Below are 7,639 nucleotides of genomic sequence, written 5' to 3' on the forward strand. Positions count from 1 at the left end.
ATATAACGCTCAATAGGCTTGATTTCCTGAGATTGAGTATTACTCAATTCACGGCGATCCGGCCGCGACAGGAGACAGGTATGGCGATGCAACCGGGAACCTCCCTGCCCATTGGGGGGCTGTCTTACGTGAAAGGGGCCGACACCCCACCACTCAGCGAACTGACGGTGCCTGCGCTGCTGGCGAACACTGCCGCGCTCCACGGCAGCCGGCCAGCGGTGGTATTCCGGGAGCAGAACATCCGCTGGACCTGGAATGAATTCAGCGCCGAAGTGGACAGGATGGCCGCCGGCCTCCACGCGCTGGGCCTGCGCAAGGGCGACCGGGTCGGCATCTGGTCCCCTAACCGCTTCGAGTGGCTGCTGACGCAGTTTGCAACGGCCCGGGTTGGCCTGGTCATGGTCAACATCAACCCGGCGTACCGCCTTGCGGAACTCGAATACGCGCTGAACAAGGTCGGCTGCAAGGCGATCATCGCGCCGGAAGCATTCAAGACCTCGCGCTACCTGGACATGCTCGCAACACTGGCCCCCGAGCTGGCCAAAGCCGAACCGGGCGCGCTGAACGCCGCCCGGCTGCCGCTGCTGCGCTGGGTTATCCGCATGGAAGACGTGCCGACGCCCGGCATGCTGACCTTCCGCGAATTGCTGGTGCGCGGCGCGAACGTGCCAAAGACGGCGCTCGACGAGATCACCGCCGGACTCGACGCGCGCGACCCCATCAATATCCAGTTCACCAGCGGCACCACGGGCGCGCCCAAGGGCGCCACGCTCACGCACCGCAACATCGTCAACAACGGCCGCTCGATCGCGGGCGCGATGCGCTTTTCCGAACAGGACAAGCTCTGCATCCCGGTGCCGTTCTACCACTGCTTCGGCATGGTGCTGGGCGTGCTGGCCTGCGTGTCCACCGGGGCCAGCATGGTGTTCCCGGGCGAGGCATTCCACCCGGGCGCCACGATGGCCGCCGTCAGCGAGGAACGCTGCACGGCCCTGCATGGCGTGCCGACCATGTTCATCGCGCAACTCGACGACCCCGACTTCTCGAAGTACGACTTTTCCAGCCTGCGCACCGGCATCATGGCCGGCGCGCCCTGCCCGGTGGAAGTCATGAAGCGCGTCATGGCGGACATGCACCTGGCCGAGATCACCATCGCCTATGGCATGACCGAAACCAGCCCGGTGTCGTTCCAGAGCGCCACCGACGATCCGATCGACAAGCGGGTGTCGACGGTCGGCCGCGTGCAGCCTCACCTGGAATGCAAGGTGGTCGACGTGGATGGCCAGACGCTGCCCATCGGCGCCACCGGTGAACTCTGCACGCGCGGCTACTCGGTGATGCTTGGCTACTGGGACGACGAGGAACGCACGCGCGAGGCAATCCGCGACGGCTGGATGCACACCGGCGACCTGGCCACGATCGACGAGGAGGGCTACTGCAACATCGTCGGCCGCGTGAAGGACATGCTGATCCGCGGCGGCGAGAACGTCTACCCGCGCGAGATCGAGGAATTCCTGTTCCGGCACCCGAAAGTCCAGTCCGTGCAGGTCTTCGGCGTGCCCGACGAGAAGTACGGCGAGGAAGTCTGCGCCTGGATCGTCCTGAAGCCGGGCCAGAGCGCCACCGACGAGGAAATCCGGAATTACTGCCGCGACCAGATTGCCCACTACAAGATCCCCCGTTACATTCGCTTTGTAGACGAGATGCCCATGACGATCACCGGCAAGGTGCAGAAGTTCGTCATGCGGGACCAGATGACCCAGGAACTCGGAATCAGCCCCAAGGCCAAGTGAAGCCATGCCAACCATAGAAACCAAACTCAACGCCCGCTCGGAGTCGTTCAAGGCCAATGCGGAGACGATGCAGGCGCTCGTGGCCGATCTCCGGCAGAAGATCACGAAGCTGGCCGAAGGCGGTGGCGAGGCCGCGCGCGACAAGCACCTGTCGCGCGGCAAGCTGCTGCCGCGCGACCGGGTGCAGCAACTGCTCGACCCGGGCACGCCGTTCCTGGAACTGTCGCAACTGGCCGCGTACGGCATGTACGACGATGCGGCGCCCGGCGCGGGCATCATCACCGGCATCGGTCGCGTGGCCGGCCAGGAATGCGTGATCGTCTGCAACGACGCCACGGTCAAGGGCGGCACGTACTACCCGATGACGGTCAAGAAACACGTGCGTGCGCAAGAGATCGCCGAGCAGAACAACCTGCCATGCATCTACCTGGTGGATTCCGGCGGCGCGAACCTGCCGAACCAGGACGAGGTGTTCCCCGACCGCGACCACTTCGGCCGCATCTTCTACAACCAGGCCAACCTGTCGGCGCAAGGCATTCCGCAGATCGCCGTGGTGATGGGCTCGTGCACGGCCGGCGGCGCGTATGTGCCGGCGATGAGCGACGAGTCGATCATCGTCAAGAACCAGGGCACGATCTTCCTGGGCGGCCCGCCGCTGGTGAAGGCAGCCACCGGCGAGGAAGTGACCGCCGAGGACCTGGGCGGCGCCGACGTGCATACCCGCCTCTCGGGCGTGGCGGACTACTTCGCGCAGAACGATCATCACGCGCTCTCGCTGGCGCGCAATATCGTGCAGCACCTGAACCGCCGCAAGCCGGATCAGATCCGCCTGCACGACCCGGCCGAGCCGCTGTATCCGCCTGAAGAACTGTACGGCGTGATCCCGACCGACACGCGCAAGCCGTACGACGTGCGCGAGGTCATCGCCCGCATCGTCGACGGCTCCGAGTTCGACGAATTCAAGGCCCGCTACGGCACCACGCTGGTCTGCGGCTTCGCGCGGATCTGGGGCTACCCGGTCGGCATCGTCGCCAACAACGGCATCCTGTTCTCGGAGTCGGCGCTGAAGGGTTCACACTTCATCGAGCTGTGCTGCCAGCGCAAGATCCCGCTGGTGTTCCTGCAGAACATCACCGGCTTCATGGTCGGCCGCAAGTACGAGAACGAGGGCATCGCGCGCAATGGCGCCAAGATGGTGACGGCGGTGGCCACGGCACAAGTGCCGAAGTTCACGGTGATCATCGGCGGCTCGTTCGGTGCGGGCAACTACGGCATGTGCGGACGCGCGTATTCGCCGCGCTTCCTGTGGATGTGGCCGAACGCGCGGATCTCCGTGATGGGCGGCGAGCAGGCCGCCAGTGTGCTGGCGACGGTGCGCCGCGATGGCATCGAGACCAAGGGCGGCCAGTGGAGCCCGCAGGAGGAAGAAGCCTTCAAGGCACCGATCCGCGACCAGTACGAACTGCAGGGACATCCGTACTACGCCAGCGCGCGGCTCTGGGACGATGGCGTCATCGATCCCGCGCAGACGCGCACCGTGCTCGGCCTGGGCCTGTCCGCCAGCCTCAACGCCCCGATTGGCGACATGAAGTTCGGCGTGTTCCGCATGTAAGGGGAAAACAATAATGTTCACGAAGATCCTGATTGCGAACCGTGGCGAGATCGCCTGCCGTGTGGCGGCCACCTGCCGCCGCCTCGGCATCCGCACCGTGGCCGTCTACTCCGACGCCGACGCCAACGCGCGACACGTCGCCTTCTGCGACGAGGCCGTGCATATTGGTGGCGCCGCCGCGCGGGACAGCTACCTGCGCGCGGACCACATCATCGAAATGGCGAAGGAGACCGGCGCCCAGGCGATCCACCCTGGCTACGGCTTCCTGTCCGAGAACGAGGACTTCGCGCGCGCCTGCGCCGAAGCCGGCCTCGTGTTCATCGGCCCGCCGGCCTCTGCAATCCACGCGATGGGCAGCAAGAGCGCCGCCAAGCAACTGATGGAAAAGGCCGCGGTACCGCTGGTGCCCGGCTATCACGGCGAAGACCAGGACGCCGCCCTGCTGCGGCGCGAGGCCGACCGTATCGGCTACCCGGTGCTGCTCAAGGCCAGCGCGGGCGGTGGCGGCAAGGGCATGCGCGTGGTGGAAGCTGGTGATGGCTTCGACGCCGCGCTGGCCTCGGTGAAGCGCGAGGCGTCGGCCAGCTTTGGCGACGACAAGGTGCTGGTGGAGAAATACCTGACCCGGCCGCGCCATATCGAGATCCAGGTCTTTGCCGATTCGCACGGCAACTGCGTCTACCTGTTCGAGCGTGACTGCTCGGTGCAACGTCGCCACCAGAAGGTGCTGGAAGAAGCGCCAGCGCCAGGCATGACCGAGGAACGCCGCCGCGCGATGGGCGAGGCGGCGGTGGCCGCGGCGCGCGCGGTGGGTTACGTGGGTGCGGGCACCGTCGAGTTCATCGCCAACCAGGACGGCTCGTTCTACTTCATGGAGATGAACACGCGCCTGCAGGTGGAGCATCCGGTCACCGAGATGATCACCGGCCAGGATCTGGTGGAGTGGCAACTGCGCGTCGCGGCCGGCGAGGCGCTGCCGCTGGCACAGGAGCAACTGGCCATCCACGGCCATTCGCTGGAAGCGCGCATCTACGCCGAGAACCCAGACAAGCAGTTCCTGCCGTCCACGGGCACGCTGCGCTTCCTGCGCACGCCGCCCGCGGTGCAGTTCATGCGCGGCGGCGATGCCAACGCGCCGGCTGCGGTCCGCATCGACGCGGGCGTGCGCGAAGGCGATACGATCAGCCCGTACTACGACCCGATGATCGCCAAGCTGATCGTCTGGGGCCGCGACCGCGACCAGGCACTGGCGCGCATGGCCCAGGCACTGGCCGGGTATCACGTGGTGGGGCTGTCGACCAACGTCGCCTTCCTGCAGCGGCTGGTGAAATCGGAGGCTTTCCGTACCGCCGACCTCGACACCGGCCTGATCGAACGCAACCAGACAGTACTGTTCCCGCCGCAGAAGACGGCTGGCATCGAAGCGATCGCGCTGGCGATGGCGGCACTGCTCGAACGCGAGACGCGCACACGCCGCATCGACGAGGCGGACCGCCACTCGCCGTGGACCCACGCGGGCGGCTGGCGACTGAACGGCCGCGACGTGCGCACGTTGCACTTCCACGGCGGCGGCCACAAGCTCGAGGCCGTGCTGAAGGGCAACGCCAGCGACACCAGCAAGAACACACTGATCTACGCCGACCAGGCCGCGCCGTTCGCGTACACGTTCAATGCCGACGATATCCGCGTCGACCTTGGCACGCGCCGCACGCACGGCCAGGTGCACGTGGAAGGCGACACGTTCCACGTCTTCCACGACGGCCGCCATACGGTGCTGGAGTGGCTCGACCCGCTTGCGCACGCCAGCGAGAGTGAAGGCGAAGGCGGCAAGCTGACCGCGCCGATGCCGGGCAAGGTGATCGCCGTGATGGTCGAGGCCGGCAGCAAGGTCACGCGCGGCACGCCGCTGCTGGTGATGGAAGCGATGAAGATGGAACACACGATCACCGCGCCGGCCGATGGCGTGGTGAGCGAGGTGCTCTACGGCGTGGGCGAACAGGTGAGCGAGGGCGCGCAACTGCTGGCATTCGCCTTGGCGGAGGCAGCGGCCTAAGACGCTGTTTCAACATGAAGCGAAGCGGTTCTGGCTAGACGCGGGGCCGCAGACAGTACAAGTCGTACCGCAAGGCCCTGCAACGACGCCAGAATCGTTTTGAAATGGCTTCTAACTGTTTTGGCTCCCCTCCCCCGCTGTGCGGGAGAGGGGCAGCGCATCACATCGGCCTGGCGTGACAAACAGGCTCTGGAGACCCCCATGACAATCCCCCAATACGTAAAGATCGTCGAAGTCGGCCCGCGCGACGGGCTGCAGAACGAAAAGGCGATGGTGCCCACCGACGTCAAGGTGGCGCTGATCAACCGGCTGACCGACGCGGGCTTCGTCAACATCGAGGCCGCATCGTTCGTCTCGCCGAAGTGGGTGCCGCAGATGGCTGACGGCGCCGACGTGATGGCCCGCATTACGCGGCGCCCCGGCACGCTGTACTCGGTGTTGACGCCGAACATGAAGGGCTTCGAGGGCGCCGTGGCCGCCGGTGCCGACGAGGTGGTGATCTTCGGCGCGGCCAGCGAGGCGTTCTCGCAGAAGAACATCAACTGCTCGATCGCCGAGTCGATCGCCCGCTTCGAACCGGTGGCTGCTGCCGCGAAGGAAGCCGGCGTGCGGCTGCGCGGCAGCATCTCGTGCGCGCTCGGCTGCCCGTATCAGGGCGAGGTATCGGTGCATGCCGTGGTGGACGTCGTGCGCCGCCTGCGCGAACTCGGCTGCGACGAGATCGACATCGCCGACACGATCGGTGTGGGCACGCCTATCCGGGTGCAGGAAGTCATGCGCGCCGCAGCGGCCGAGTTTTCGATCGACCGCCTGTCCGGCCATTTCCACGACACCTACGGCCAGGCGCTGTCGAACATCCTGGCCAGTCTGGAGGTCGGCATCGCCATCTTCCACGCGTCCGTGGCCGGCCTGGGTGGCTGCCCCTACGCGAAAGGCGCCACCGGCAACGTGGCCACCGAAGACGTGCTGTACATGCTGCACGGTATGGGCCTGCACACCGGCATCGAACTCGATGACGTGGTGCGTGCCGGCGATTTCATCTCGCAGGCCATCGGCCGCGCCAACAGCTCGCGCGTTGGCCGGGCGTTGCTGACGAAGTGGGCCTCTCAGGCGGGCGAGGCGACCTGCGCGTAACCTGACCACTGACACGCCGTCCTTGCGGCGGCCGTGATCGCGCCTAGACTCAGGTTCTGTGAAGTCCGCTCGGAAACAGAACCATGAGACGACAACGGCGGCCGCACCCCTGCCCCCTGCTGTCCAGGCGCCAGTCATCTGGCGCCGCCACGCTGCCCATCCCCGGGTGGCTGCTGACGTACCGGAAGGAATGGCTGGCGCCCGACGTCATTGCCGGGCTGACCGCCGCCGCCGTGGTCATCCCCAAGGCCCTGGCCTACGCCACCATCGCGGGCCTGCCTGTCGAGGTCGGCCTGTACACCGTGTTCGCCCCGATGCTGATCTACGCGCTGCTCGGCAGTTCGCGCACGCTTAGCGTCAGCACCACCACGACACTGGCAATCCTCGTGGCCGCCGCATTCCGGCATGTGGGCCCATCGCCCAGCGCCGAAACGCTGATCACGGCCTCGGCCACGCTGACCTTCCTGGTCGGCGCCGTGCTGCTGGTGGCCCGGCTGTTGAGGCTGGGCTTCGTGGCCGACTTCATCTCCGAGCCGGTACTGATCGGCTTCAAGGCGGGCATCGGGCTGGTCATCGTGGTGGACCAGATCCCGAAACTGCTCGGGATGCATTTCCCGAAAGGCCCGTTTTTCCACAACGTGCTGGCGATCATCCAGAACATTCCGCACGCATCCGTCGCCACGGCCGCGGTCGGCATCCTTATGGTCCTGCTGCTGTTGGGCATGGAGCACCGGTTTCCACGTGCCCCGGCGCCATTGATCGCGGTGGCCGTGGGCATCATCGGCGTATGGCTGCTGAATCTGACCGCGCATGGGGTAGCCATCGTCGGCGCGGTGCCAACCGGCCTGCCGCCGGTCACCCTGCCTGACCCGACGATGATGGAACGGCTGTGGCCCGAAGCGCTGGGTATCGCGCTGATGAGCTTCACGGAAACCATCGCCGCGGGGCGCGCGTTCACCCAGGTTGGCGAGCACGCGCCTGCCGCGAACCGCGAGTTGACGGCCACCGGACTGGCCAACCTCGGCGGCGCGTTCCTCGGCGCGATGG

Annotated in this window: 5 protein-coding genes; all 5 read left to right on the forward strand. The window is 66.4% G+C overall.

The window, feature by feature from the left end; translation table 11 throughout:
- Positions 1-80 precede the first annotated feature (80 nt).
- The gene (locus tag D769_RS09800; RefSeq protein ID WP_008644508.1) at positions 81-1,793 is read left to right on the forward strand and encodes a fatty acid CoA ligase family protein; all 1,713 of its coding nucleotides are present in this window, start codon (positions 81-83) and stop codon (positions 1,791-1,793) included.
- Between the two features lie 4 nt (positions 1,794-1,797).
- The gene (locus tag D769_RS09805; RefSeq protein ID WP_008644509.1) at positions 1,798-3,405 is read left to right on the forward strand and encodes a carboxyl transferase domain-containing protein; all 1,608 of its coding nucleotides are present in this window, start codon (positions 1,798-1,800) and stop codon (positions 3,403-3,405) included.
- A gap of 13 nt (positions 3,406-3,418) precedes the next feature.
- A complete protein-coding gene (locus D769_RS09810) occupies positions 3,419-5,458 on the forward strand; it encodes an acetyl/propionyl/methylcrotonyl-CoA carboxylase subunit alpha (RefSeq protein WP_008644510.1) in 2,040 nt (679 codons plus the stop codon).
- Between the two features lie 201 nt (positions 5,459-5,659).
- Complete coding sequence (locus tag D769_RS09815; RefSeq protein WP_008644511.1) at positions 5,660-6,592, forward strand: hydroxymethylglutaryl-CoA lyase; 933 nt, start codon at positions 5,660-5,662, stop codon at positions 6,590-6,592.
- A gap of 83 nt (positions 6,593-6,675) precedes the next feature.
- Positions 6,676-7,639: SulP family inorganic anion transporter (locus D769_RS09820; RefSeq protein WP_008644512.1), on the forward strand; the 964-nt coding region annotated here is incomplete at its 3' end.

Origin of the sequence: Cupriavidus sp. HMR-1 (genome assembly GCF_000319775.1) — a bacterium.
In the GTDB taxonomy this organism is placed as follows: Bacteria; Pseudomonadota; Gammaproteobacteria; order Burkholderiales; family Burkholderiaceae; genus Cupriavidus; species Cupriavidus metallidurans.